Source organism: Nonomuraea angiospora (assembly GCF_014873145.1).
In the GTDB taxonomy this organism is placed as follows: Bacteria; Actinomycetota; Actinomycetes; order Streptosporangiales; family Streptosporangiaceae; genus Nonomuraea; species Nonomuraea angiospora.
In genome coordinates this window covers 1,935,167-1,959,698 of sequence record NZ_JADBEK010000001.1, presented here as the reverse complement: position 1 = coordinate 1,959,698, position 24,532 = coordinate 1,935,167, and the positions used below count along the sequence as shown (strand labels likewise).

19 protein-coding genes are annotated in these 24,532 nt (G+C 70.8%); 12 read left to right on the top strand and 7 right to left on the bottom strand.

Translation table 11 applies throughout. The features are described 5' to 3' along the window. Nucleotides 1-109: 109 nt before the first annotated feature. Complete coding sequence (locus tag H4W80_RS08975) at nucleotides 110-751, top strand: DUF305 domain-containing protein (protein ID WP_192784657.1); 642 nt, start codon at nucleotides 110-112, stop codon at nucleotides 749-751. 271 nt (nucleotides 752-1,022) lie between these two features. On the opposite strand, the gene H4W80_RS08970 is transcribed toward H4W80_RS08975, so the two are convergent. After that, a complete protein-coding gene (locus H4W80_RS08970) occupies nucleotides 1,023-1,430 on the bottom strand; it encodes a pyridoxamine 5'-phosphate oxidase family protein (RefSeq protein WP_192784656.1) in 408 nt (135 codons plus the stop codon). A gap of 165 nt (nucleotides 1,431-1,595) precedes the next feature. Between H4W80_RS08970 and H4W80_RS08965 the strand changes: the two genes are divergently transcribed. Further along, nucleotides 1,596-2,573 carry an Acg family FMN-binding oxidoreductase gene (locus H4W80_RS08965; RefSeq protein WP_192784655.1) on the top strand — a complete coding sequence of 326 codons (978 nt, stop codon included), beginning with the start codon at nucleotides 1,596-1,598 and terminating at the stop codon, nucleotides 2,571-2,573. Nucleotides 2,574-2,576: 3 nt separating this feature from the next. On the opposite strand, the gene H4W80_RS08960 is transcribed toward H4W80_RS08965, so the two are convergent. Then, complete coding sequence (locus H4W80_RS08960) at nucleotides 2,577-3,914, bottom strand: MFS transporter (protein ID WP_192784654.1); 1,338 nt, start codon at nucleotides 3,912-3,914, stop codon at nucleotides 2,577-2,579. A gap of 354 nt (nucleotides 3,915-4,268) precedes the next feature. Here H4W80_RS08960 and H4W80_RS08955 point away from each other — a divergent pair, with 354 nt between their 5' ends. The 5 genes from H4W80_RS08955 to H4W80_RS08935 all read left to right on the top strand — a co-directional run bounded on the left by H4W80_RS08955 (nucleotide 4,269) and on the right by H4W80_RS08935 (nucleotide 12,050). Beyond that, nucleotides 4,269-5,333: a LacI family DNA-binding transcriptional regulator gene (locus H4W80_RS08955; protein WP_192784653.1), complete on the top strand. Its 1,065-nt coding sequence runs from the start codon at nucleotides 4,269-4,271 to the stop codon at nucleotides 5,331-5,333. 778 nt (nucleotides 5,334-6,111) lie between these two features. Next, entirely contained in the window at nucleotides 6,112-8,214 is a 2,103-nt protein-coding gene (locus H4W80_RS08950; RefSeq protein ID WP_192784652.1) for a hydantoinase/oxoprolinase family protein, read from the top strand. Further along, nucleotides 8,211-9,860: a hydantoinase B/oxoprolinase family protein gene (locus tag H4W80_RS08945; protein WP_192784651.1), complete on the top strand. Its 1,650-nt coding sequence runs from the start codon at nucleotides 8,211-8,213 to the stop codon at nucleotides 9,858-9,860. The genes H4W80_RS08950 and H4W80_RS08945 overlap by 4 nt, the downstream gene beginning before the upstream one ends. Before the next feature lie 7 nt (nucleotides 9,861-9,867). After that, nucleotides 9,868-10,914 carry a Gfo/Idh/MocA family protein gene (locus tag H4W80_RS08940; RefSeq protein ID WP_192784650.1) on the top strand — a complete coding sequence of 349 codons (1,047 nt, stop codon included), beginning with the start codon at nucleotides 9,868-9,870 and terminating at the stop codon, nucleotides 10,912-10,914. Between the two features lie 8 nt (nucleotides 10,915-10,922). Continuing rightward, on the top strand, nucleotides 10,923-12,050 hold the full coding sequence (locus H4W80_RS08935; protein WP_192784649.1) for an NAD(P)/FAD-dependent oxidoreductase: 1,128 nt from the start codon (nucleotides 10,923-10,925) through the stop codon (nucleotides 12,048-12,050). A 56-nt stretch (nucleotides 12,051-12,106) separates the two neighbouring features. On the opposite strand, the gene H4W80_RS08930 is transcribed toward H4W80_RS08935, so the two are convergent. Further along, nucleotides 12,107-13,960, bottom strand: coding sequence for a DUF1996 domain-containing protein (locus tag H4W80_RS08930; RefSeq protein WP_225963331.1), 1,854 nt, complete (start codon nucleotides 13,958-13,960; stop codon nucleotides 12,107-12,109). A gap of 220 nt (nucleotides 13,961-14,180) precedes the next feature. On the opposite strand from H4W80_RS08930, the gene H4W80_RS08925 reads away from it, so the two are divergent. Continuing rightward, nucleotides 14,181-15,254, top strand: coding sequence for a Gfo/Idh/MocA family protein (locus H4W80_RS08925; RefSeq protein WP_192784648.1), 1,074 nt, complete (start codon nucleotides 14,181-14,183; stop codon nucleotides 15,252-15,254). 55 nt (nucleotides 15,255-15,309) lie between these two features. On the opposite strand, the gene H4W80_RS08920 is transcribed toward H4W80_RS08925, so the two are convergent. From H4W80_RS08920 to H4W80_RS08905, 4 genes are read right to left on the bottom strand one after another with little or no spacing between them, the layout of a single operon-like run. After that, nucleotides 15,310-16,209, bottom strand: coding sequence for a carbohydrate ABC transporter permease (locus H4W80_RS08920; RefSeq protein WP_192784647.1), 900 nt, complete (start codon nucleotides 16,207-16,209; stop codon nucleotides 15,310-15,312). Between the two features lie 8 nt (nucleotides 16,210-16,217). After that, nucleotides 16,218-17,105, bottom strand: coding sequence for a carbohydrate ABC transporter permease (locus H4W80_RS08915; protein WP_192784646.1), 888 nt, complete (start codon nucleotides 17,103-17,105; stop codon nucleotides 16,218-16,220). Nucleotides 17,106-17,107: 2 nt separating this feature from the next. Next, nucleotides 17,108-18,574 carry an ABC transporter substrate-binding protein gene (locus H4W80_RS08910; RefSeq protein WP_192784645.1) on the bottom strand — a complete coding sequence of 489 codons (1,467 nt, stop codon included), beginning with the start codon at nucleotides 18,572-18,574 and terminating at the stop codon, nucleotides 17,108-17,110. Nucleotides 18,575-18,598: 24 nt separating this feature from the next. Continuing rightward, nucleotides 18,599-19,855, bottom strand: a complete 1,257-nt coding sequence (locus H4W80_RS08905) for an alpha-L-fucosidase (protein ID WP_192784644.1) — start codon at nucleotides 19,853-19,855, stop codon at nucleotides 18,599-18,601. Nucleotides 19,856-20,274: 419 nt separating this feature from the next. Here H4W80_RS08905 and H4W80_RS08900 point away from each other — a divergent pair, with 419 nt between their 5' ends. From H4W80_RS08900 to H4W80_RS08885, 4 genes are read left to right on the top strand one after another with little or no spacing between them, the layout of a single operon-like run. After that, nucleotides 20,275-21,315, top strand: a complete 1,041-nt coding sequence (locus H4W80_RS08900; protein ID WP_192784643.1) for a LacI family DNA-binding transcriptional regulator — start codon at nucleotides 20,275-20,277, stop codon at nucleotides 21,313-21,315. Continuing rightward, nucleotides 21,312-22,250 (top strand): deoxyribose-phosphate aldolase, encoded by a 939-nt coding sequence (gene deoC, locus H4W80_RS08895; protein ID WP_192784642.1) that lies wholly within the window; start codon nucleotides 21,312-21,314, stop codon nucleotides 22,248-22,250. Before H4W80_RS08900 ends, deoC begins: the two co-directional genes overlap by 4 nt. Then, on the top strand, nucleotides 22,250-23,677 hold the full coding sequence (locus H4W80_RS08890) for an aldehyde dehydrogenase family protein (protein WP_192784641.1): 1,428 nt from the start codon (nucleotides 22,250-22,252) through the stop codon (nucleotides 23,675-23,677). Before deoC ends, H4W80_RS08890 begins: the two co-directional genes overlap by 1 nt. Then, complete coding sequence (locus H4W80_RS08885; protein ID WP_192784640.1) at nucleotides 23,670-24,491, top strand: aldehyde dehydrogenase family protein; 822 nt, start codon at nucleotides 23,670-23,672, stop codon at nucleotides 24,489-24,491. Before H4W80_RS08890 ends, H4W80_RS08885 begins: the two co-directional genes overlap by 8 nt. The last annotated feature ends 41 nt before the right edge of the window (nucleotides 24,492-24,532 follow it).

The window sequence follows — 24,532 nt, the reverse complement described above, 5'->3', positions numbered from 1 at the left end:
CTCCGCAGGAAGGACGTTGGTCCCGACCGTACGGGGCGTAAGGCCCTGTCGGACGCCGTGAGCCACCCCGAGCATGGAGAGGAAGGGGAATCGAACACGGGGAGCCGAGATGAAACGTTCGGCAGTGGTGGGGATCGCGGCCGGTTCCGCGCTGGCGGCCGTCGCGGTGACCGGCCTTGCCGCAACGGCCACCGGCATCGCCCAGCAGGCCATCGTCGAGCAGCACAACGCCACACCGACGGATCGGAGTCTGACCGGGCCGTACGGGTCGACGCGCAGCATGAACGTCACCGACGAGCCCGGCTATCTGGCCCGCATGGTGGCTCACGATCAGGAAGCCGTGACGGCGGCGCGCCAGCTGCGGCGCTCGGACCGGCCGGAGATGCGCGCTCTCGGGACCGCGATCATCGACCGGCAGGGCGCCGATCTCGCCGCGACGAGAGCCTGGCTGGGCAAGTGGTACCCAGGGCGTTCGGGGACGGCGACCGGCTACCAGCCGATGATCCGCGATCTGTCCGGGCTGTCGGGCGACGCGCTGGACAACGCGTTCCTGCTCGACATGATTCCGCATCACATGGCCGCGGTGACGATGTCCCAGCAACTGCTGATGTCGGGGCGGGCCCAGCACTCCGAGACCGCGGACTTCGCCATCAGGGTGCGCGACGCCCGGCATGCCGAGATGTTCCGGATGCAGCGGTACCTGGCCCACTGGTTCAAGGGCTGGAGCATGCCGTGCGGGATGCGGAAGTGACGGCCCACCCGCAGCCCGCGACGCGAACTGCGGGACTTCGGGGCCCTGGACCCAGCCCGGACTAGCGGGCTTTGGCCGAACGCGAGCCGCCTCGAAGGACCGCCAGGCCCGCCATCGTCAGCGCGGCGGCGGCGGCCACGGCCACAGTCAGAATGATCACTTTGCGCATTGCTTCACCCCGATTACAGACAGTGATGTTGCTATTACTGTTGCCTGATGGCTTGCTATGAATCCCGCGCTTTTTCCTGGATTCGTCAAACGAGGGGCGTCCTCAGTGGTTGATGCGCCGGCCGGACACCTGCTCGGCGTCGACCACGATGTAGTGGTCCCGGGTCCCCGGCGCCCAGGCGGTCAACGGCAGCGCCGCCAGTCGGTGGATCTCGTCCGGGTCCGTCACGGCCCGCGCCTGCCCCACCGCGGTGACGGACCAGCCGGTACGCAGCTCGGAATCGAACTCGTCGGCCTCGAAGGCCACCACGGCGTACCGTGTGGCGGCCGCCAGTTTCGACCCGATCGAGGTCCGGATCACGATGGACCGGCCGTCGAGGTGGAAGTTGACCGGCTGCACGGCCGGCAGGGCATGTTCGGTGAACACGATCCGGCCGATGGGGGTCGTGGACAGCAGGCCGAGACACTCCTCGCGGGAGAGCACCTGAAGTCCGGACGAATCGAGCTGCATACCCTCAACTTCCCCGCTCGGGCCACCTGCGCGTTAGAGGCGAAAGTCCCCTTCGCCCCCGTTGATAGAGGGCCTGACGGCCCTGGCGGCCGGGGACCTTCGGCCCTGACCGCGAAGTGGGCGGTGTGATGCGCTGGACACAGGGCCCCGACGGAGGTGGGAGTCATGGCTGTCCTATCGGCGAAGCACGCGATCGACACCGCGCTGGAGGCCGCGCGCTGGGCGCCGTCCATCCACAACACGCAGCCCTGGATCTTCTCGACCTCGGGGGACGAGATCAGCCTGCGGGCGGACCCGGACAGGAAACTGCGCGTGAGCGACACCTCCGGCCGCGAGCTGCTGATCAGCTGCGGCGCGGCGCTCTACACCCTCCGTACGGCCATGCGCTGCCAGGGCTGGGAGCCCGTGGTGTGCACGCTGCCGGACCCGGATCGCCCCTCGCTGCTCGCCAGGCTCCGGCCGGGCGCCGAAACGGCCCCTGACGAGTCCCTCAAGACCCTCGGCAGGGAGATCAAGCGGCGCCGCACCCACCGCGCCGGCTTCGCCGACGTGCCGGTGCCCGACAGGCTGATCGAACGGCTGACCCGTGCGGCCATGGAGGAGGGCGCCAGGCTGACCCCCGTCCGTTCTCCGGACGCGGTCCGGGTCATCGCCGCCCTCACCCAGGCCGCGCAGGGCATCCAGGCGCAGGACCGCCGCTTCAGCCTGGAGGTGGTCCGCTGGTCCCGGCCGCCGGGCAGCGGCCGCAAGGACGGGGTGCCCGCCGAGGGCTACCCCCGCCGGGTGGTGCGCACCGACCCGGACTTCCCCCAGCGCGACTACTCCTGGGGGCACGACTGGGGCAGCCAGGCCGAACAGCGGACCGAGACGGGCGCCGGAGTGGTGGCGCTGCTCACCACGCGGGGCGACGGCCGCCAGGAGTGGATCGACGCCGGGCAGGCGCTCCAGCACGTGCTGCTGGAGGCCGCCGCCTACGGTGTCAGCGCCGCCTTCCACACCCAGGCGCTGGAGATGGAGCTGCTGCGCGAGTTCCTGCGCCATGAGCTCTGCTCGGACGAGTACCCGCAGATGATCATGCGGTTGGGCGTCACCTCCGACGACAAGGACTCGGTCCGCCGCTCGGTGTCGGAGATGGCGATGTAGCGGTCACTTCCGCTCGGCCAGGAGGTTCGTGGGGAGCTCGCGGCGGGCGCCGGTCGGCAGCGCGAAGATGGCGATCAGGAGGGACAGCAGGCAGAACGCGGTCATGTACCAGCCGAAGGTCACGTCGCTCCCGGTGATGTCGTGCAGCCAGACGGCGACGAGGCCGGCGGTGGAGCCGATGAGCGAGGTCGCGACGTTGAAGTTCAGGGCCGCCGCGCTGGAGCGGACCTCCGGGGGGAAGCTGAGGATGGCGGCCGCCAGCATCGGCGCCGAGATGAGGTTGTTGATGATCGTGAAGCCCACGACCGCCAGCACGGCGATGAGGATGGAGCCGCTGCCGATGCCGATGAACGTGGGCACCGTCAGCACGACGAACAGCCCGTAGCCGATGAGCAGGGGCACGCGGGCGCCGTACTTGTCGGCGAGGTGGCCGCCGTAGATGCTCGGCACGGGGCCGACCACGTACGTGATCATCGACGCCAGCAGGGCGAGCGAGGTGGGGAAGCCGGCGCTGATCAGCGCGGTGACGAAGTACGCCTGGATGACGAACGACCCGATCCGCTGGCCCGCGCTCAGCCCGATCGAGCGCAACATGTCGGGCCAGTAGTAGCGCACCGCCGTCCGCAGCGGGGTCTGGGGCACCTCCTGCTGCTCGGTGAGGCGCCGCACCGCCTCGAACTCGGGGCTCTCGTTCAGCCGGTTGCGGATGTAGACCGCCACCGCGGACAGGGGGATCGCCAGCAGGAACGGGATCCGCCAGCCCCAGCTCGCGAAGGTCTCCGCCGACATGGTCTGGGTCAGCAGGAACGCCACCCCGGCCGCGAGGAACGACCCGATCGACGCGGTGGAGTTCAGGCTGCCCAGCACGTAGTTGCGGCGGCGCCGGTCCTCGTGCTCCAGCAGGAAGTTGGCCGCGGTGGTGAACTCCACGCTGGCCCCGAGGCCCTGCACGACCCGCGCCGTCAGCAGCAGGACCGGCGCCACGACCCCGGCCGCCGCGTACGTGGGCAGCAGCCCGATGCCCGCCGTGCCGACCGTCATCAGCACGATCGTCAGGACGAGGACGGGCCGCCTGCCCTTCAGGTCCGCCAGCGGGCCGAGGACCATCGCGCCGAGAGGCCGGATGAAGTAGGAGAGCGCCACCCCCACGTACGCCGCCAGCAGGGCGGCCGTGCTCTCCCCTTCCGGGAAGAAGTGCGAGGCGATGACCGCGGCGAGCGTCCCGTACAGCGTGAAGTCGTAGTACTCGACGGCGTTGCCGATCATGGTGGAGGCGAACAGGCGCCGGCGAGCCCGTGGTGTGTGGACGACGTCCGGGTCGTTGGCTACGGGGGTGCTCATGGGGTCTCCTCGTGAAACGGTGGATGCGGCGGCGGCGGGGAGGGTGGTCGAGGTGCCCGCCGCCGGCGCGGACGAGCTGGTCGGCGCAGGTAGTCTTCGCAGGTGGAAGCCTGGCACGGCGGACGCGGGGTCGTCGTGGCGGGCGCGGCCGACGCGGGTCGTTGGCGGGTGCCGCGTCCGGGCGATGGCGGACCGCGTATGGGTGGCACAGTCGGGAGAACGTTCTCCCAAGAAGCTAGAATCGGCGTGACGATGTGTCAAGCACTCGTCACCTAGTATTCAAGTGCGGGCCGCTACGATGATCGTCGAGGTAGAGGACGGGCCGCCACCATCGGAGCGGGGGAGGCGCTGGACGTGGCCGCTGGGCGACCGACGATCATCGATGTCGCGCGCGACGCCGGAGTGTCGCCCGCCACGGCCGGCCGGGTGCTGGGCGGCTACGGCACCCCGTCGCCCGAGCTGGTGCGGCGGGTGCAGGACTCGGCCAGACGGCTGGGCTACCGGGCCAACGACGTGGCGCGCAGCATCGTGACCGGCTCGACCCGCGTCATCGGCGTGGTCGTGAGCGACATCGAAAACCCCTTCTTCGCCCGCGCGGTCAACGGGATCTCCGACCGCGCGCGGGCCGCCGGCTACGAGATGCTGCTGGTCAGCACCAGGATGGACCTGGCGCGGGAGCGCTCGGCGGTGGAGGCGCTGATGGCCAAGCGCGTCGACGGCATGATCGTCGCCTCGGCCAGCGTCTCCGAGGGCGGCCACCTGCGCCGGGTCCGCGAGGCGGGCGTTCCGCTGGTCCTGCTCGACCGGCGCAACGACGGCGCCGGGGCCGTCGACTCGGTGCTGCTCGACAACCGGGCCGCCGCGCAACGCGCCGTGAGCCACCTCCTGGATCTCGGTCATCGCGCGGTCGCGGTGGTGACCTCGGCCACGCCCAGCGAAAGCCGCTCCGCCCGGCGGCGCAGGAGCGCGGCGGAGTTCCCCAGCTCGCTGCGGTTCGAGGGCTACCTGGACGCGCTCGACGAGGCGGGCGTCACCTGCGACCCGGGGTGGGTCCTGCGCTGCGACGACGCCGACGCGGCGTGCGAGCGGGTCCGCGACCTGCTCGTCACGAGACCGGAGGTGACGGCCGTCTTCGCGACCACCAACGTCATGACCGGGGGAGCGTTCCGCGCCATCATGGACGGCGACCGGCGCTGCCCGGAGGACGTCAGCCTGATGGGCTTCGACGACCACGAGTGGAGCACCCTGGTGCGGCCGCAGCTGTCGGTGGTGGCGCAGCCGGCCTACGACCTCGGCGCGGCGGCCGGCACGGTCCTCCTCGGCCGGCTGGCCGGCCCGGGCTCGCGCAGCGCGCCCAGCGAGACGATCCTGCAGTCGTCCCTGATCGTCCGCGGCTCGGTCGCGGCACCCCCCGCTTAGCGCATCGCCGGGGCGCCGGCGCCTCCGCCGGAACCCGAACGCCCAACACGAGACGCGCCCGCCCCCGAGCGCGCCGCCTCCGAGCGCGCGGCCAGCGATCGGCGCCCTCCGCGTCGTGCGGTGCGCTCGCGCGTCGTCCCCGAGCGGGCGGGCCGGCGAGCGTGCGGACGGCGAGTGCGTTGCTTGCCCCGAGCGCCCCGCCCGAGCGCCCCGCCCTGAGTGCCCCTTGCCCCAGTGCGCAACGCTCCGAGTGCGCCCCGCCCGAGTATGCGGGCAGCGAGCGTGCGGGTGGCGAGTGCGTGGCTCGACCCGAGCGCCCCGCCCGAGCGCCCCGCCTTGAGCGCCCCGCCCGAGCGCCCCGCCTCGAGTGCGCCGTCCCTGGGCGCGCCTCGCCCCAGTGCGCCTCGCCCCGAGTGCGTTGCCCGCCCCACCGCGTCGCTCCCGAGCGTGCGGCCAGCGAGTGCGTTGCCCGCCCCAGCGTGTCGCTCCCGAGCGTGCGGCCAGCGAGTGCGTTGCCCGCCCCAGCGTGTCGCTCCCGAGCGTGCGGCCAGCGAGTGCGTTGCCCGCCCCAGCGCGCGGGCAGCGACCGTGCGTCCCGCGCCGTGCGGTGCGCTCGCACGTCGACCCCGAGCGTGCGGGCGGCGAGCGTGCGGGCTCAGCGAACTCCGCGTGAGGCGGTCGCTGTCTTGACGGTGCCGTGCCTCGGTGGCTACGTTCAGAGAACGTTCTCCCAGAGAACATCGCAACTGCCGAACTCCGGCGAGAGGAAACGAAGGCGATGGCCCTTCGCATTGGTATCGACACCGGCGGCACCTTCACCGACATCTGTCTCTACGACACGGAACGCAACGAACTACGCGTCTTCAAGGTCTCCAGCACCCCGGACGACCCCGGCAGAGCGATCATCGACGGCGTCTCCGAGCTGCTCCGCATCGCCGACGCAGGCGGATTTGCCGATATTTCATATTTCGCGCATGGCACGACCGTCGGCACCAACGCGCTCCTGACCGAGACCGGCGCGCGGACCGGCCTGCTGACCACCCGCGGCTTCCGCGACCTGCTGGAGCTGGCCCGCGGCCGCCGGCCCAGGCTGTACGACCTCCAGGCCGACAAGCCCGCCCCCCTCGTGCCGCGCGACCTGCGCCTCGAGGTCACCGAGCGGGTCAGGCACGACGGCACCGTGCGGACCCGGCTCGAGGAGGACGAGGTCCGCGCGCAGATCCGCCGCCTGCGCGACGAGGGGGTCGAGGCCGTCGCCGTGTGCCTGTTGTACAGCTACGTCCTCCCCGACCACGAGCGGCACCTCGCGCGGTGGATCGAGGAGGAGTTCCCGGGCGCCTACGTCTCCCTGTCGTCCGAGGTGCTGCCGGAGTTCCGCGAGTACGAGCGGCTGTCGACCGTCGTCGCCAACGCCTACCTCGGCCCGAAGGTCTCGGGCTACCTGGCCCGGCTGCGTGAACGACTCGGCGAGAAAGGCCTGGCGGCGCGGCCGTACGTCACCCAGAGCAACGGCGGCGTGGTGTCCTTCGCCGAGGCCGAGAAGTACCCCGTCCGCATGGTCCTGTCGGGCCCGAGCACCGGAGTCGTCGGCGCGGCGCGCCTGGCGAGCGCCGCCGGGCATCCGGACATCATCACCTTCGACATGGGCGGCACGTCCACCGACGTCTCCCTCGTCCAGCGGGGCGCGCCCAGGACCAGCTCCGGCCTCGACCTGGACGGACGCGCGATCCGTACGGCCATGCTCGACATCCACACCGTCGGCGCCGGCGGCGGCTCGGTGGCGCGCCTGGACAGCGGCGGCCTGCTCAAGGTGGGCCCGCAGAGCGCCGGGGCCTTCCCCGGCCCCGCCTGCTACGGCCACGGCGACCTGCCCACGGTCACCGACGCGAACGTCGTCCTCCAGGTACTCAACCCGGAGTACTTCCTCGGCGGACGCATGAAGATCGACCCGGAGGCGTCGCGCCGGGCGGTGGGCACGCTGGCCGCCGAGCTCGGCATGAGCATCGAGGACACGGCGCAGGGCATCATCAGGGTCGTCACCGCCAACATGGCCCGGGCGATCCGCGTCATCTCCGTCCAGCGCGGCCACGATCCGCGCGACTACGTCATGGTGCCCTTCGGCGGCGCCGGCCCCTTGCACGCCTCCCGGCTGGCGGCCGAGCTCGGCATGACGACCATCCTCGTGCCCGAGTCGCCCGGGGCACTGTCGGCGCTCGGCCTGCTGCTCACCGACGTCAGGAGCGACTTCTCGCGCACCGCCGTCATGCCGCTGGGGACCGGCGCGGCGGACCCGTCGGCAGGCGACGTCGCGGCCGTCCTCGGCGGGGCGGACCCGTCAGCGGGCGACGTCGCGGCCGTCTTCGCCGAGCTGGACGCCCAGGCGGAGCGGTGGTTCGAGGCGAGCGACATCGAGGAGCGGGCCCGCGGCACGCGCCGCCAGCTGGACCTCCGCTACGCGGGCCAGAACCACGAGCTGACCGTCGCCTTCCCCGCCGGGCCGGTCACCGCGGAGAGCGTGGCCGCCGCGCTCGACGACTTCGCCGCGGCGCACGAGCGGGCTTACGGCTATGCCAATCCCGGCAACCCCGTCCAGGCCGTGACGTTCCGCGTACAGGCCTGGGGTGAGATCGACGCGCGGCCGTCGTCGAGCCCGGTCGTCGGCGGCCGGCCCGAGGGCGAGCAGCCCCGCAGTCGCGAGGTCTACCTCCCCGAGCTGGGCGGCTTCCACGAGTGCCTCGTGTACGACCGGACGGCGCTCGCGCCCGGGACGGTCGTCGAAGGCCCCGCGATCATCGAGCAGATGGACACCACCACCCTCGTCCTGCCCGGCTCCACCGCGCGGGTCGACGCCCATCGCAACCTTGTCATCGGAGCGTCATGAACACCACCGGCACGACCCCGCTGGACCCGATCTCCGTCGAGGTCATCGGAGCGGCCCTCGCCTCCGTCGTGGAGGAGATGGTCGAGACCATGGTGCGGGCCGCGTACAGCACGAACATCAAGGAGCGGCGCGACTGCACCGCCGGGTTCTTCGACGCCGAGGGCCGGCTGATCGCGCAGGGCGAGCACAACCCGGCCCACCTCGGCGTCCTCATGGGCGTGGTCGGGAAGATCGTGGAGCGCTACGCCGTCGATGAGATCGCCGACGGGGACACGTTCGTCGCCAACGACCCCCACAGCGGCGGCGGAACCCACATTCCCGACATCGTGCTCGCCTGCCCGATCTTCGCCGACGGCCGGCTGGTGGCCTGGGCGGCGAACCTGGCCCACCACGCCGACTTCGGCGACCGCGGGCACGCGCACATCTTCCAGGAGGGCCTGCGCATCCCGCCGGTACGCCTGCTGCGCGCGGGGGAGCTGCAGACGGATCTGTTCGACCTGATCCTGCTGAACTGCCAGGTGCCCGACGAGCGCCGGTCCGACTTCCAGGCCCAGCTGGCGGCCAACCGGGCGGCGGTCATCCGCTACCGGGAGCTGTGCGCGCGGCACACGATCCCGACGATGGCCGCCGCCGCGCGGGCGCTGCTCGACCACGCCGACCGCCAGACCCGGGCCGCCATCCGCGAGGTCCCGGACGGCCTCTACACGTTCGAGGACCGCTTCGACTGCCCCGAGCTGGACGAGGAGCTCACCCTCCGCGTGGCGATCACCGTGCGCGACGACGAGCTCTTCTTCGACTTCTCCGGCAACCCGCCGCAGGTCCGGGCCAGCGTCAACATGGTGTACGGCGCCCTCGAAAGCACCGTGTACTACGCCGTGAAGACGCTCATCGATCCCGACATCACGCCCAACGCCGGCGTCATCCGCTCGATCCACATCGACGCGCCCCGCGGCAGCATCCTGAACGCCGTCGCCCCCGCCGCGGTCAACGCCCGCACCGAGACCTGCCAGCGGGTCGTGGACCTCATCCACGGCGCCCTCGCCCCCGCGCTGCCCGACCGGGTCACGGCCGCGCACAACGGCTCGAACACCGGCTTCCACTTCGACGGGCTCGACCCGCGGACCGGCAAGTACTTCGTCTACCTGGAGACCATCGGCGGCGGGTCCGGCGCCCGCGCCACCAAGGACGGCCTCGACGGCGTGCAGGTACACGTCACCAACACCAGCAACCTGCCGGTCGAGAGCCTCGAACAGGAATATCCGCTGACGGTGGAGGCCTACGAGCTGGTCGACGGATCCGGCGGCGTCGGCGAGTTCCGGGGCGGGATGGCCATCCGGCGCGTGGTGCGGGTCGAGGCGGACGGCATCGGGTTCTGGCTGGACGGCACCCGCTACCGGTCCCGGCCGTGGGGGTTGTTCGGCGGCGGGCCCGGCGCGAGCGGCGGCTGGGCGGTCAGCGAGGGCGCCCGGCCCATCGACCACGGGCACACGGTGCTCAACACCGGCGACGTCGTCACGATCACCACCCCGGGCGCCGGCGGGTACGGCCCGCCGTCGCGCCGGGCGTCCGAGCTGGTCGAGAAGGACCTGCGCGAGGGCGTCATCTCGGCCGAGACCGCCCGCGACGCCTACGGCCTTGAGGACTGAGGAAGCCATGCGCAACGATTCCCCGATTCGCGTCGCCGTCATCGGCTTCGGCACGGCCGGACGCTTCTTCCACGCGCCGTTCCTCGCCGCGGACCCGGCGTACGACCTGCGGCTCATCGTCACGGGCCATCCGGACCGCCAGGCGGCGGCGCGCGCCGCCCACCCGTCCGCCACGGTGGCGGCGACCGCTGACGCCGTCACCGCCCACGCCTCCGACCTGGATCTCGTCGTCGTCGGTACGCCGCCCTCGACGCACGTCGAGCTGGCCGGGAACGCCCTGCGGGCGGGCCTGGACGTCGTCGTGGACAAGCCCTTCACGCCGACCGCCGCCGATGGACGCAAGCTGATCGCGCTGGCGGCCGACCTGGGACGCCGCCTCACGGTGTTCCAGAACCGCCGGTGGGACGCCGACTTCCGCACCCTGCGGCGCCTGATCGCCGAAGGGCGGCTGGGCACGGTCCACGCCTTCGAGTCCCGCTTCGAGTGGTGGCGCCCGGACGGGCTCGGCGGGTGGAAGGGCGAGACCGGCGTCGCCGACGGCGGCGGCATCCTCTTCGACCTGGGCACCCACCTGATCGACCAGGCCCTGCAGCTGTTCGGCCCCGTGACGGAGGTCCTGGCCGACGTCAACCGCCGCGACCCGCGCGCCGGCTGCGACGCCGACGACGACACGGTGGTGATCCTCCGGCACGCCCGCGGCACGAGCTCGCGCCTGACGATGAGCAGCGTCGCGGCCCTGCCCGGCCCCCGGTTCCGGGTCCTGGGCTCGAAGAACGGGTACGTCAAGCACGGGCTGGACGGCCAGGAGGCCGCGCTGAAGGCCGGGACGAGCCCCGCCGACCCGGCGTTCGGACGGGAGCCCGAAGACTGCTGGGGCCGGCTGGGCCAGGGCTCCGAGACGACGTCCGTCGAGCCCGAGCGCGGGAACTACGCCGAGTTCTACCGCCTGCTCGCCCTCGCCCTGCGTGACGGCGCGGACCTGCCCGTCGATCCCGGCGACGCGGTCGACGTCCTGGACGTCATCGAGCGGGCGCACACCAACGCGAAGAAGTGAGGAGTCACGTGACAGATCACACCGCGCCCGCGCGCGTCGTCGTCCTCGGGGGCGGCATCCTCGGCGTGTCCACCGCCGCGCACCTCGTGCGGGGCGGCGCCGAGGTCGTCCTGGTCACCGAGGCGGAGCTGGCCAGCGGGGCGTCGGGTCGCTCGTTGTCCTGGCTCAACTCGGCGGGCGCGCGCTCGGGCCCGTACCATCTCCTGCGCCTGCTCGGCATCGACCGCTACCGCACCCTGTTCGCCGCCGACCCGGCCGTGGAGTGGCTGCGCTTCGACGGCGGCCTGTGGTGGACGACCCCCGACGGCGCGGAGCGGACCCGTGCCCGGCACGAGCACGAGATCGAGCGTGGCTACGAGTCCCACCTCCTCGACCGGGCGGATGTCGGAGGGCGGGTCGCCGGGGTGCGGGCGGGGGCGCGCGGCGGGCTCGCGATCCACAACCCGGGCGAGGGCTGGGTCTCCCTGCCGCACCTGATCCAGGAGCTCGCCGACGAGCTGGTCCGGGGCGGGGGACGGCTGGTCACCGGCGCGGGTCGCTGCTCGGTGACCGTGCGGGACGGCCGGGCACGCGGCGTACGCACCGCCGACGGCACGTCCTGGAGCGGTGACGCCGTCGTCGTCGCCTGCGGCGCACAGACCTCTTCCGTGCTCGCGGAGCTGGGCGTGGACCTGCCGGACGCGTCCCCGCTGTCCATGCTCGTTGTCACGGAGCCGGTCGAGACCGAGGTTGTGACGGTGCTGAACACCCCCCGTGCCGCCATGCGCCCCAATCCGGGCTCGACGTTCGCGATCGACCACTCCTGGTACGAAGAGCACATCGCCGAGCACGAGGACGGCTCCTGCTCGATCGACGAGGCGTACGTCAAGGAGCTCGTCGCCGAGGCGTCCGCCCTGCTCCAGGGGGAGGTCTCCCTCCAGGCGGCGTCGTGGCGGCTCGGCCGCAAGCCGATCCCGGGGGACGGCGAGCCGGTGTTCGGCGAGCTGGAGGGGGTGCCCGGGTGCCACGTGGCGTTCACCCACTCGGGGGCCACGCTGGGACTCATCGCCGGCGAGCTCACCGCGTACGAGGTGCTCACCGGCGCCCGGCATCCCCTCCTGAAGGACTTCCGCCCCGAGCGCTTCACCACCGCCTGATCAGCACCGAACGGCCGGACCGCCCCGGGAAGGGGGTGGCCCGGCCGGGTGTCAGATCAGCAACGGCGGCCCCGGTTGATGCAGTCGACGACGACGCGCATCAGGTTGTCGGGCATGACGTTGGCGAAGTCGGCATGGTCGGTGATCGGATTGTGCTTCTGCTCAGGGAAGGCGTCCACGGCGAACGACTGGCCCTGCGGCACCGAGTAGGCGAGGGTCATGCGCAGCTGGGGAACCGCCTGGGTGCCCTGGGGGCAGGCGCCGTTCTGGCCGGGGAAGACCACGTGCGTGCGGTGGTTGGCGCTGTCGATGTTCTGCCCGTCCCAGCAGCTCGGGAAGTCCAGGATCCGGACGACCTGGCTGCCGCGCGGACACAGCGGGTACTTGTCGGTGATCCGGTTCTGGAATCCCGTGCAGGTCCACGCGGCGCGGGCGTTGCCGCCGCCGTTCGTCGCGGCCTTGGCGTCGCCGGTGATCAGCCTGAGGAATCTCGGCATGGCCGTGACCTGGGAGCTCGCGTTGCCCCGGAACTGGAGCTGTACGGAGCGGGCCGTCAGGACCCGGCCGATGTTGCCGTGCTCGTCGTCGGCGTTCTCGTTCGACGTGCGGTCCCTGAGCACGGGCCAGAAGTACGCGGACAGGTCGCCCCGCTGGCAGGTCGTACCCCCTGCGGCCAGGCTCTCGTCGGTGGAGAATCCGTCCGTCGTCAGGTTGCCCACGTAGTCGTGGAGGTGGTGCGCCCCGTCGCTCACGCCGGGGGTGACGATGAAGTTGTCCGAGTTGTTGTGGCGGTTCTCGTTCCTTCCGCATTGGGCGACGAAGGTGCCGCGGGAGCCGTTGCGGCCGGCCCCGAACTCGGCGAGGTTGGACTGGCCCGGCTGAACCTGCCGGATGTCGACGAAGTCCTGGGCGAACGGTCCGACGCCGTTCGCGGGGTCCTCACCGTTGCCGTTGCCGTTCCCGTCGCCCTGACCGCCGCTGGGCTCGGGGCTGGGCGAGCCGTTGCCGCCGTTGCCTCCGTTGCCCCCATTTCCGCCGTTGCCGTTATTGCCGCCGTTTCCGTTGTTCCCGCCGTTGCCGAGTGTGCAGGTGGCGAGGTTGCCGAGGCCGGTGGGGCGCTGGCCGGTGCGGCCGATGGCGATGGCGATGCGGTCGATGGTGGCGGCGCGTTTGCCGGCCAGGGGGCCGAGGATGGCGTTCTGGACGAAGTTGGGGCCTCCTTCTCCCGCTGAGCGGGCGAGGCGGTTGTTGGCCTCCTGGATCTGGGTTTCCAGGAGGGCCAGGTTTCTGTCGACTTCGGCCCTGGCGGACGCGGGCACTTCGGGGAGCTTGTCCGCGACGCTGGGGCAGACGATGGTCTGCCCGGACCCCGACCCTGTTCCCTGGCTCGGCGCCTGGGAGGGGGAGGAGCCGTTGCCGCCATTACCCCCGTTCCCGCCGTTGCCCTCGTTGCCCTCATTCCCGCCGTTGCCGTTGTTGCCGCCGTTGGCAGTGCCGGTGAGTCTGCAGGTGGACAGGTTGCCGAGGCCGTTGGGACGCTGGCCACCGGTGCGGCCGATGGCGATCGCGATGCGGTCCAGGGTGGCGGCGCGTTTGCCGGCCAGCGGGCCGAGGATGGCGTTCTGGACGAAGTTGGGGCCTCCTTCTCCCGCTGAGCGGGCGAGGCGGTTGTTGGCCTCCTGGATCTGGGTTTCCAGGAGGGCCAGGTTCCTGTCGACTTCGGCCCTGGCCCCCGCCGGTATTTCGGGGAGCTTGTCCGCCACGCTGGGGCAGACGATGGTCTGCGCCGCCGCCGCCGTGCCCGCCTGCGCGGGCAGTGAGGAGCCGGTCAGGACAAGTGCGATGCTTCCCCCTAAGGAAACGGCTGCTCGCCACGACCTGAGTCGTCTCCCCCCGAGCGGATTCCGCATGCTGTTGCTCCTTACAAGTCTCATGACCCGGGTGGAAGTCCGGTCTCCGGGAGATACGCGAGCCCGTGGGGGAGCAGTTCGACGGTTTGCCGAGATTTATGGTTGACAGATCTGTGACCCGGGAGAGTCAGGAGATGCGGAAGACGGCGATCATGGCCTCGGCGCCGCCGAGTACGCTGTTCCGGAGTCGATCCCGTACGTCCCGAGGAGGCCCGGCTTCATGACCACGACGTTCGGCGCGATCGGCAGCGGGCGGCGGACCCGGTTCTTCCTGCGGCTGGCGGCGGCGATGCCGGACCGGCTGCGGGTCGGCGGCGTCGTGACCCGCAGCGCGGAGCGGGCCGAAGAGGTCACCGCCGAATGGGGTGTGCCGGCCTTCCGCTCGATCGGCGAGCTGCTGCGGCACGAGCGGCCCGACTACCTCGCCGCGGCGGTGCCGTGGGCCGCGATGCCGGACGCGATCCGAGAGGTGGCCGGGCACGGGATCCCGGTCCTCGCCGAGACGCCACCCGCGCCGGACCTGGCCGGGCTGCGCTCGTTGTGGCGGGACGTGGGCGGCACTGGTCTGGTCCAGGTGGCCGAGCAGTATCTGCTGATGCCCGGGCACGCGGCCCGGCTGGCGCTCGTCCGGGAGGGCGTGATCGGCGAGCCGACCTCGGTCCAGGTCTCCTCGACCCACCTCTATCACGCGGTGTCGCTGATCCGCGGCCTGCTGGGCATCGGGTTCGAGGCCGCCGAGGTGCGCGCCGGCGCGTTCGAGGCGCCGCTCGCCGACCCGCTGGGGTTCGGCGGGTGGAGCGGCGACGACACGCCGCAGCGGCTGACCACGACCATCGCCACCCTCGACTTCGGCGGCAGGATGGGCCTGTACGACTTCACCGACAACCAGTGGTGGAATCCCCTGCGGACGCGGCGCATCGTGGTGCGCGGCTCGATCGGCGAGCTGGTCGACGACCGGGTGATCCGGCTGGTCGACCCCACGACGCCGGTGGAGTCCGCGCTGATCCGGCGGGACACCGGCGTCGACCTCAACCTGGAGCTGCGCGACCTCAAGCACATCAGCTTCGACGGGCGGGTGGTCTACCGCAACCCGTTCGAGGGCGCGTCCCGGTCGGACGACGACATCGCGGTGGCGGACCTCCTCGAACGCACGGGCGCCTGGGCCCGCCAGGAGGGGCCACCGCCGTACCCGCTGGCCGAGGCCTGCCAGGACCACCTGCTCAGCCTGGCCATCGGGGAGTCGGCGAAGACCGGCGGCCCGGTCACCACCGGCAAGGAGGCGTGGGCGGAGTGACGGGCGTGGCGCTCCGGAACGCCGCCAGTTTTCGCCATGTTTCGCAAACGGTGTCCTACCTGCCCGCCATGCCGGTGAGCATGATCCCCCTGATGAAGTACTTCTGCGCCGCCAGGAACACCGCGATGACCGGGACCAGGGCGAGTATGGACACCGCCATCATGAGGTTGTAGTCGTCGGAGTACTGGCCGCGGAACAGCGAGATGCCGAGCGGGATCGTGTAGTTCTCCGTGGAGCGCAGGTAGATGAGCGGATCGATGTACTCGCCCCAGGCCCCGACGAACGACAGCAGCGTCACGGTCGCGATCGCCGGCTTGGACAGCGGGATCATGATCCGCCACAGGATCCGCAGCTCTCCCGCGCCGTCGATGCGCGCCGCCTCCACCAGCTCCTGCGGGATCGTGGTGAAGAACTGCCTGAGCAGGAAGATGTACAGCGCGGTGCCGAAGAAGTTGGGCAGGAACAGCGGCCAGAAGGTGTCCACCAGGTCCAGCTGGGAGAACAGCAGGAACCTCGGCACGATGACCACCTGTGCGGGGATCATCATCGTGCCCAGCATCAGCGTGAAGGCCATGCCGCGCATCCGCGAGCGCAGCCGCGCGAAGGCGTAGGCGGGCAGGATGCAGGAGATGAGGTTGCCCACGATCGACAGCGTGGTCACCACGACGCTGTTGACCAGGAAGGTGTTGAAGGGCAGGCTCGTCCACGCGTCGGGGAAGTTGGACCAGGTGAAGACGTCGGGGAGGAACCTCGGCGGAAACTCCAGCACGGCTCCGGCCGGTTTGAGCGCGGTGGTCAGCATCCACAGCAGCGGGAGCAGGCTGGCCGCCGAGGCCAGGACGAGGAGCGCGTAGGCCGTCAGCCGCTGGACCCGGCGGATCCGCTCGGCCTGGGCGGGGGCGACGGGCCGCTTCGCCACCGGGCGGGCCTGTGCGGGCAGGACCTTGATTGCCATCTCGTGACCTACTTGACCTCGTAGTGGACCCAGCGGCGCGCGAGCCCGAACTGGATCACGGTGAACACGATGACGAGGAAGAACAGCGCCCAGGCGATCGTCGAGGCGTAGCCCATCTCGAAGTACTTGAAGGCGTAGCGGTAGACGTACAGGCCCAGGACCAGGGTGGAGTTGGCCGGCCCTCCGTCGGTCATGAACAGGATGAGCTGGTACGCCTGCAGGCTGCCGATGAAGCCCACGACCAGGTTGAAGAAGATGACCGGCGACATCATCGGGACCGTCACGTGCCTGAACCTGCTCCACCAGCCGGCGCCGTCGATGTGCGCGGCCTCGTACAGCGAGGCGGGCACGCCCTGCAGCCCGGCCAGGAAGATGATCATCGCGTTCCCGGTGGTCCAGGTCGTCATGATGACCAGGCCGGGGATCGCCCAGCTCGCGTCGGTCAACCACCCGGGCCCCTGCACGCCCACGAGGCCGATCAGGTAGTTGACCAGGCCGTAGTCGGGATGGAGCACGTGGATCCAGAGGAGGGCGGTGGCGATGCCGGAGATCACTGACGGCATGTAGATGATCGTCCGGAAGATCGCCTGCCCGCGCACCTTGATGTTGAGCAGCAGCGCCGCGGCGAGGCTGTAGACGACACCGGCCGCGGCGGAGGCGGCGCCGAAGTACACGGTGTTCCGCGTCGCCATCCAGAAGTCGGGGTCGCGCAGCAGCTGGGCGTAGTTGTCCAGGCCCACCCACCGCGGGGACTCCAGCAGCTCGTAGCGGGTGAAGCTGAGCACCAGCGACACGACGATGGGCCCGCCGGTGAAGAAGACGAAGCCGATGCTCCACGGCAGGGCGAACAGGTGGAACCGGCGGGCCTCGCGCCGGGCGAGCGGGGAGGCGGCCATGATCAGACGTTCTCCGCGAGCATCGGCGTGACCCGCTCGGCGACCTGCTTGAGCCCCTCGTCCACCGACAGCGACCCCGACATGACCCGTTCCCAGATCGGCTTGGTCAGGTCCTCGAGCTTGGGCGTCGCGGGCAGGCGCAGCACGCCGTCGCTGGTGCCGTACTTGTGCAGCGAGTCCTTGGTGGTGTCGATCACCTCCTTGTCGAGCTTGAGGTCCTGGAGGTTCTCCTCGAACGCCGACAGCCGCGACGGCGGGGTGTCGAGGAAGAACCGGTGGCCGGCGTAGGAGCGCAGGGAGTTGAGCACGATCCACGCCGCCTCGGGGTTGCGCGTCCTGCTGGTGATGCCGAAGGCGCTGCCCAGGACCGGGGTGAACCGGCCCTCGGGACCGCTGGGCACGTGCGTCAGGCTCCACTCGAACTGCTGCTCGGCGGGCAGGGTGAGCAGGGTGACGATGTTCCACGCGCCGCCGACGTACAGGGCGCCCCGGCCCAGCGTGAACGGCTCCACCTTCGCCGTCGCCTGCGTCTCGGCCAGGTCGGGCATCGCCTTGTCCTTGATCAGCAGGTCGATCCAGCGCTTGAGGATGTCGCGGCTGGCCGGCTCCTGGATCACGCACCTGGTCTCGTCGGCCGTCAGGTAGCGGCCGCCGTGGGCGAGCAGGAACGTCGCGGTGAGGTCACTGGTGGGTTTGGGCACCGGCGTGAACCCGAAGACCTTCTGCGCGCCCGTGCCCGAGACCAGCCCGCGTGCCGCCTCCATGAGCTTGTCCCAGGTCCAGGAGGCGTCGGGGACCTTCGCGCCCGCCTTCTCGAAGATCTCCTTGTTGTAGAAGAGCAGCTTGGGCGCCGAGTCGGTGCCCAGCGCGTAGAGCTTGCCGTCACGTTCCCAGTAGCTGAGCGCCGCCTTGGAGAAGTCCGCGCGGTTGAACTCGGGCGTGGCCGCGATGTAGTCGTCCAGCGGCAGGTACAGGTTGTTCTTGATGAAGCTCTGCCCCCACTGGAACTGCGAGTACATGATGTCGGGCAGCACGCCGCTGGCGGCGCCCGTCAGGTACTTGGTGCGGAAGTCGTCGAACGGCGTGACCTCCACCTTGATCTCGATGTTCGGATGCCGCTTCTTGATGAACTTGGCGAACTGCGCGTGCCGCACCTCGTGCCGCTGGCCCGGGATGATCGCGACGGTGACGGTGACCTTGGACGTGGGCTCCGGCACGTCGGTCTTGGGCCAGGGCAGCGAGTCGAAGAGCTTCTCCGCCTCGGCGTAGGGGAACAGCGCGCTCTCCGGCCGGTCCGGGTTGATGACCGCGGAGTCGCCGGACGCCGAGGAGGCCGGGCCGGCCTGGCGGGTGCGCTCGCCGCTCCCGCAGGCGGTGAGGGGTACGGCCGCCGCGGCCATGGCGGCGAGGCTGAGCAGCTGGCGCCGGTTCAGGCCGGCGGTGTTCAGGCCGCGCAGGGGGTTGTCCATGGGGGGTATCGCCTTTCAGCCTTTTCAGAGGAAGAGCTCGATCACCGGGACGGCCACGTCCGGCGGCTCCACGGGAAGCTCGAGGGTGAGGGTGCCCTCGGGGATCGTGAAGAAGTTGACGTTCCCGTTGTCGACCTTCGGGTCGGGCGCCCACATGCGGATCTCCGAGGCGTCGTTGAGCAGCTGCGCGTAGCGGACCTTGCCCGCCAGCCCCGGCAGGTGCAGGTGCCGGTACGGCCAGGAGAAGACGTGCACGTAGAGCCGGTCGCCGCGCTGGGTGTAGCGGCAGTGCTCGGGAGCCTGGAACCGGCTCGTCCCCGCCCCGTGGATCGACCGGCCGTGCAGCCGCATCCAGTCGCCGATCTCCCGCAGCGTGTCGAGCGCCCGGGGCTCGAACTCGCCCCGGCCGTTGGGCCCCACGTTGAGCAGCAGGTTGCCGTCCTTGGAGACCGAGTCGATCAGCATCCGGATCAGCAGGCCGGGCGACTTCCACGCCTTGTTGTCCCGGTCGTAGCCCCAGCTTCCGTTCAGCGTCTGGCAGGCCTCCCAGACCGTGGACAGCGGGGCGGGGGGCTGGAACTGCTCCGGCGTGGTGAAGTCGCCCGGCAGCTCCAGCCGGTTGTTGATGAGGATGTCCGGCTGGATGCGGCGGATCTTGTCGACCAGCTCCTCCGAGCGCCACTCGGCCTTGCCCTTGCCGCCGTAGACCGGCTTGCCCTGCTTGACCCGGCCGGCGTAGGAGAAGTCGAACCACAGCGTGTCGATGGGGCCGTAGCGGGTGAGCAGCTCCTCGACCTGCCCATGCAGATAGTCCGCATATTTCGTGACATCGCGGTCGGGGAACGTGCCGCCCTCGACGTACGACGGGTGCAGCCCGTCGATCGGGAAGTCCGGGTGATGCCAGTCCAGCAGCGAGTAGTAGAACCCGACCCCGAGGCCCCTGCCCCTGAACGCCTCGACGAACGGGCCGATCAGGTCCTTGCCGTACGGGGTGCCGCTCACGCAGTAGTCGGTCAGGGCCGAGTCCCACAGGCAGAAGCCGTCGTGGTGCTTGGAGGTCAGCACGGTGTAGCGCATCCCCGCGCGCTGCGCGGCCTCGGCCCAGGCGTCGGGGTCGTACAGATCGGGGTCGAAGCGCTCGAAGTAGCGCTGGTACTGCTCGTCGGACATGTGCTCGCGCTGCTTGACCCACTCGTGGCGGGCGGCCAGCGCGTAGAGCCCCCAGTGGATGAACAGGCCGAACCTGCGCTGCCGGAATTCGTCGATACGGGAATCGGACATCCGTGACACCCTCTGTCGTGTAGGCGCTGTGCGAAAGATTTCGCAACTGTCGACTTGCGGGTAACGTAGGCGAAACATCGGATGTGGTCAAGGGTTTCCTGAGTTGCGAATCAGTCGCGCGGCCCGGCCCGAAGCTGCTCTCCCAGCCCAGGCCCTGGCGGCTGTGGCGGTCACGGGCGGGAGTGCCGGACGGGGACTCCAGGGGATCTGCTGCCGCGCCGGCGAGTGCCACTACATCCGATGTTTCCGTCAAGCCCGTTCTACTGATAACGGTTTCAGTCAGTCCATGGGGAGAGCGGGCGGACGGGGCTCTGATTTGGGCAAATGTCCGAGTAAGTAACGACTTGGAAACATGGCATTGACACTCCGTGGCCAGATCCTGCCATCATCACTGACATCGATTTCAGTTTGGAGCTCACTTGGTCACCATCCATGACGTAGCAGCTCGGGCGGGGGTCTCTCCCGCCACGGTCTCGCGCTTCCTGCGGGGCCAGCGGGTGCGCTCGTACGAGGCGATCCAGGCCGCCATCGACGAGCTGGGCTACTGGCCGAGTGCCGCGGCGCAGTCGCTGAAGTCCGGGCGCACGAACACGATCGGCGTCGTCGTCCCGGACATCACGAACCCCTACTTCGCCGCGGTGGTCAAGGGCATGGAGTCCGTCACCCGTACGGAGCCCTACCGCATCCTGCTCGCCAACAGCGACGAGAGCAGCGAGCAGGAGGACGACGTGCTGGCGGACCTGGTGCGCAGGGTCGACGGCATCATCCTCGCCCCCGCCACCGAGCAGGATCAGACGCCGCTGCACGTGCGCGACGCCGACGTGCCCCTGGTGTTCGTGGACCGCGATCTGGCGGGCGGCGAACGGTTCGACGCCGTGCTGGTCGACAACGAGGGCGGCGGCAAGCAGGCGGCCGAGCACCTGCTGGCCCTCGGGCACACCAAGGTGGCCGCGATCAGCGGCACCCTGGACACCACCCCCGGGCGGCTGCGGCGCGAAGGGTTCGTCGGGACGCTCGCCCAGGCGGGCGTCGAGGTGCCGCCCGAGTACGACCTGGTCGGCGACTTCAAGGAGCACAGCGGCTACCAGCTCACGCTGTCCCTGCTGTCGCTGCCCGAGCCGCCCACCGCCATCTTCGCCGCCAACAACCTCATGACGCTGGGCGTGCTCAAGGCGCTGCACGACATGCGGATCGACATCCCCGGCCAGATCAGCCTGATCGGCTTCGACGACCTGGACACCGGCCCGCTGCTCAAGCCGCCCCTGACCGTCATCGACCGGCCGATGGTCGAGCAGGGCGTGCTCGCCATGCGCCTGCTGCTGCGCCGGCTCGACCCCGACGAGACCGGCGGCAACGCCAGCCGCGTCGTCCTGGACACCAAGCTGATCGAACGCGCCTCCACCGCCCCGCCGGGCGGCTGGCCGGCCCCCTCACGCACGAGAAAGACCCGATCGCGATGAGCGTAGCGACCACTTCGCTCGCGGACGTGGCCTCTTCCGAGGCGGCGTTGCGAGCTTTCCTGCACGGCCTGCCCGGGGTTGACCGGGTCGGCGCGGACCAGCGGGCGGCGATGCTCGGCACCCGTTCGATCAAGACCACCGCCAAGGCGCAGGCCATCGACCTGGCCATCTCCATGGTCGACCTGACCACCCTCGAAGGAGCCGACACGGCCGGCAAGGTGCGGGCGATGTGCACCAAGGCCGTCCACCCCGGCGGTGGCGCACCCCGGGTGGCCGCCGTGTGCGTCTACCCCGACCTGGTCGAGGTCGCCGTCCAGGCGCTGGCCGGGACCGGCGTCAAGGTCGCCTCGGTCGCCACCGCCTTCCCCAGCGGCCGTTCCTCGCTGGAGGTCAAGGTGAGCGACACCGCGCTGGCGGTGGCGGCGGGCGCCGACGAGATCGACATGGTGATCGACCGGGGCGCGTTCCTGTCCGGCCGGTACCTGAAGGTGTTCGAGGAGATCGTGGCGGTCAAGGCCGCGTGCGGCCCGGCGCATCTCAAGGTGATCCTGGAGACCGGCGAGCTGGCCACCTACGACAACGTGCGACGCGCGTCCTGGCTGGCGATGCTGGCCGGCGCCGACTTCATCAAGACCTCCACGGGCAAGGTGGCCCCGGCCGCGACCCTGCCGGTGACACTGATCATGCTGGAGGCGGTGCGTGACTTCCGTGACGCGACCGGCCGGCAGGTGGGCGTGAAGCCCGCGGGCGGCATCCGCACCACCAAGGACGCCATCAAGAACCTGGTGCTGGTACACGAGACGGCCGGCGATGACTGGCTGTCGCCGGACTGGTTCCGGCTGGGCGCCTCCTCGCTGCTGAACGATCTGCTGATGCAGCGCCAGAAGCTGGCCACCGGCCGGTATGCCGGCCCCGACTACTTCACCCTGGACTGATGATGGCGATCTTCGAGTACGCCCCCGCGCCCGAGTCGCGTGACCTGGTCGACATCAAGGCGTCGTACGGGCTGTTCATCGACGGCGAGTTCGTGGACGGGGCGGGCGCCCCGTTCAAGACGGTCAACCCGGCCACCGAGGAGACGCTGGCCGAGGTCGCCACCGCTTCGGCCGACGACGTGGACCGGGCGGTGCGAGCCGCCCGTAAGGCGTTCGGCGGCTGGTCGGCGCTGCCGGGCGCGGAGCGGGCCAAGTACCTGTTCCGGATCGCGCGGATCATCCAGGAGCGGGCGCGTGAGCTGGCGGTGCTGGAGTCGCTCGACAACGGCAAGCCGATCCGCGAGTCGCGCGATGTGGATGTGCCGCTGGTGGCGGCGCACTTCTTCTACTACGCGGGCTGGGCCGACAAGCTGGAGTACGCCGGGTTCGGCACGAAGCCGCTGGGCGTGGCCGGGCAGGTGATCCCGTGGAACTTCCCGCTGCTGATGCTGGCCTGGAAGATCGCGCCGGCGCTGGCGTGCGGGAACACGGTGGTGCTCAAGCCGGCCGAGACGACGCCGCTGAGCGCGTTGTGGTTCGCCGACATCTGCCGGCAGGCCGAGCTGCCGCCGGGGGTGGTGAACATCGTGACCGGCGCGGGCGAGACCGGCGCGGCCGTGGTGGGCCACCCGGAGGTGGACAAGGTGGCCTTCACCGGCTCGACCGAGGTCGGCCGGATCATCGCCCGCGCGGTGGCGGGCACCGGCAAGAAGCTGACCTTGGAGCTGGGCGGCAAGGCGGCCAACATCGTGTTCGAGGACGCCGCGATCGACCAGGCGGTGGAGGGGATCGTGAATGGGATCTTCTTCAACCAGGGTCACGTGTGTTGCGCCGGGTCGCGGCTGCTGGTTCAGGAGTCGGTCCAGGAGGAGCTGCTGGCGTCGTTGAAGCGGCGGCTGGCCACGCTGCGGGTGGGTGACCCGCTGGACAAGAACACCGACGTGGGCGCGATTAACTCGGCCGAGCAGCTGGCCAAGATCCGCGAGCTGTCGGCGGTCGGGGAGTCGGAGGGCGCCGAGCGCTGGTCGCCGGCGTGTGAGCTGCCCGAGCGGGGGTTCTGGTTCCCGCCCACGATCTTCACCGGGGTCGCGCAGTCGCACACCATCGCCCGGGACGAGATCTTCGGGCCGGTGCTGTCCGTGCTGACGTTCCGCACCCCCGCCGAGGCGGTGGAGAAGGCCAACAACACCCCGTACGGGCTCTCGGCCGGCATCTGGACCGAGAAGGGCTCACGCATCCTGTGGATGGCCGACAAGCTGCGGGCCGGGGTCGTCTGGGCCAACACGTTCAACAAGTTCGACCCGGCCTCGCCGTTCGGCGGTTACAAGGAGTCCGGATACGGCCGCGAGGGCGGCTTGCACGGATTGGAGGCCTACCTCGATGTCTGATCGACGCGTGACCGTGCGCAAAACGTACAAGCTCTTCATCGGTGGAGCGTTCCCGCGCTCGGAGAGCGGGAGGTCCTACCCCGTGACCAGAACGGAGCACGCCGCCAGGGCCTCGCGCAAGGACGCCCGTGACGCCGTGGTGGCCGCGCGCAAGGCGTTCCCCGGCTGGTCGGGCGCCACCGCCTACAACCGGGGCCAGATCCTCTACCGGGTCGCCGAGATGCTGGAGGGCCGCCGCGCCCAGTTCGCCGACGAGCTCGGCGGCCCGCGCAAGCAGGCGCTGGAGCAGGTGGACGCCACCGTCGACCGGCTCGTCTGGTACGCGGGCTGGTCCGACAAGATCGCCGCCGTGCGCGGGACGGCCAACCCGGTCGCGGGTCCGTACCTCAACCTGTCCTCGCCGGAACCGGTCGGGGTGGTCGCGGTCATCGCGCCCGCCGAGCCCTTGCTCGGCCTCGTCACCGCCGTCGCACCCGTGATCGTCACCGGCAACACCTGCGTCGTGGTCGCCGCGGAGCGGGCGCCGCTGCCCGCGATCACGTTCGCCGAAGTGCTGGCCACCTCCGACCTGCCGGGCGGGGTGGTGAACCTCCTCACCGGGCACCAGGCCGAGCTGGCCCCGGGGCTGGCGGCGCACATGGACGTCAACGGGCTCGACCTCACCGGCGTGGCGGCCCCCGAGCTGAAGCAGGCCTGCGAGCAGGCCGCGGCCGAGAACTTCAAACGCGTGCTCACCGCGGCGGAGGACCAAGGGACGAGACGCATGACCGCGTTCATGGAGACCAAGACGGTCTGGCACCCCGCCGGGATCTGATCGACCCCGCACCCGCAAGGACACGGCGCATGGGCCGTGCC